The organism is Alienimonas sp. DA493 (assembly GCF_043951915.1).
Taxonomy (GTDB): Bacteria; Planctomycetota; Planctomycetia; order Planctomycetales; family Planctomycetaceae; genus Alienimonas.
On sequence record NZ_JBINJD010000313.1, the window covers coordinates 1 to 1,815 of the forward strand.

The following is a 1,815-nucleotide window of genomic DNA, read 5'->3' on the forward strand; positions in this document are numbered from 1 at the left end:
CTTCGCGGGGGCGGGGCGCGTTCCCGCCCCGCGAAACCGCAAGCGGCCGGCGGGGGCGTCGCCGCTCGTTAATCCGTCACCGGCAGCGCGGCGATCACCTGTTGGGCCATCATGAGATAAACCGGAATGCCGATCGTCACGTTATAGGTGAACGTCAGCCCCAGCGAGGCGGCCAGCGGCAGGGTGGGGCTGGCCTCCGGGATGGCGAGCCGTTGCACCGCCGGCACGGCGATATAACTCGCCGCCCCGCACAGCACGGCGAACAGCGCGTAGGTGCCCAGGTCGAACGGCGTGTCGATCGCGTGGCTGTAGGCGTGCGCGGCGCAGATGCCGAGGAACGCGAACAGGTTCGGCGCCAGCAGCCCGAACGCGGTGAACGCCGGCCCGGCGGTCCGCAGGTCGTGCAGCCGTCGGCAGGCGGTGATGCCCATTTCCAGCAGGAACAGGCAAAGCACCCCGTGGAACAGCGAGACGAACAGCGTGTCGTCCGCCCGGGTAACCGCCTCCCCTTGCAACCGACTGACGAAGCCGATCACGATCCCGCCGAACAATAAATAGAGCCCGGGGTTCAGGAAGACCTCGTGCAGCGTCTTTTTGGAGACCGGCCCGGCCGCGGGTCTGTGGGCGGGGTCGTGCTCGCCGGTGAAGCCGGGCTCGCCGGGCAGGTTGCCGTCGTCGTCCATCCCCCGGGCCCGTAACCGGGAGACCAGCGCCAAGGCGACCAGGCAGCCGGGAATCTCCATGACGGCCAGCAACACCGGCATATAGGCCGCGTAATGAATCCCCGCCGCCGTGAGGACCCCCAAGCAGGTGACGAACGTCCCGGCGCTGTCCGAGCCGTAAAACCCCGCGACGGTGGCGGCGTCGACCGCCCGCAGCTTCGTGAACCGGCTCAGCACGGCGTACGCCAGCAGCCCGATCAGGCCGTTCATGACGAACCCGATCGCCATGAATCCGGCGGCCTGCAGGAAGCCTTCCGCCGACAGCGAGGCCAGTTCCTCCCCGCCGTGCCACCCGATCGCCAACAGCAGATAAATCGTCAGCGACTGATACAGCGCCTTGGGAAATTCCAGCGGGACCTTCAACAGCGGGATCAGGAAGCCGCAGTAAAAGAACAGCAGGAGGGGTTTAAAGAGGTTGTGGGCGAAGTTGTCCAGAAATGCGTGCAGCACGGGGGGGAATTGAGGCGGGGGGAAGGGCGCAGCGGCAGCCGCGACCCGGGCGGGGCGGGGACGAACGGCGAGCGTGCGTTCGCCGGGAGAGACGCGAGGGGCGCCGCCGCCCCGGCGCAGCGTTCGCCCTGCGGCGACGCCCCGGCCGGGGTGCGGCGTCTAGCGCGTCCGCGGCGGGGGCCGCGGCAGTCGCGGCCCGCTCCACCGCGTGACCGCCGCGACGGCGGCGTTCGCCGTCCGCGGATCGCCCAGCGGCCCGGCGAAGGTCGTCCGGCCCGGCGACGTCCACAGCCCGTCGGCCCCGCCGACCGGGTCCTCGGCGTCCAACGCCTCCCACAGCTCCGCCGACTCGCCCTCGCCCTCCTCGCCGACCGGTTTGCCGCGGTCCGGCTTGCCGTCCAGATGGGCCGCGCACGCCGCCCAGGGCGTGCCGACGGCCAACGCCAGCGCCGTCAGCCACACGAACGGCGACCGCCCCGTCTTCACAGACCGTCCGATCCCCCGCGGCGACGACGTCGGAGCGATCACGGGGGGCGGGGGCGGACGACGGCGGGAGGCGGGACGCACGCAGTCTACCGTTCCCGCCGCTCCCGCAAAGACGAACGGCGAATGCGGCCGCGGCTTTCCCCGCCCGCCGCGGCCG

The 1,815-nt window shown here is 71.3% G+C and carries 2 protein-coding genes; both read right to left on the reverse strand.

Annotated features, from left to right (window positions below; genetic code table 11):
• Positions 1 to 68: 68 nt before the first annotated feature.
• The gene (locus tag ACG2DA_RS22685) at positions 69 to 1,172 is read right to left on the reverse strand and encodes a sodium-dependent bicarbonate transport family permease (RefSeq protein WP_395258957.1); all 1,104 of its coding nucleotides are present in this window, start codon (positions 1,170 to 1,172) and stop codon (positions 69 to 71) included.
• 159 nt (positions 1,173 to 1,331) lie between these two features.
• The gene (locus tag ACG2DA_RS22690; RefSeq protein ID WP_395258959.1) at positions 1,332 to 1,658 is read right to left on the reverse strand and encodes a hypothetical protein; all 327 of its coding nucleotides are present in this window, start codon (positions 1,656 to 1,658) and stop codon (positions 1,332 to 1,334) included.
• Positions 1,659 to 1,815: the final 157 nt, after the last annotated feature.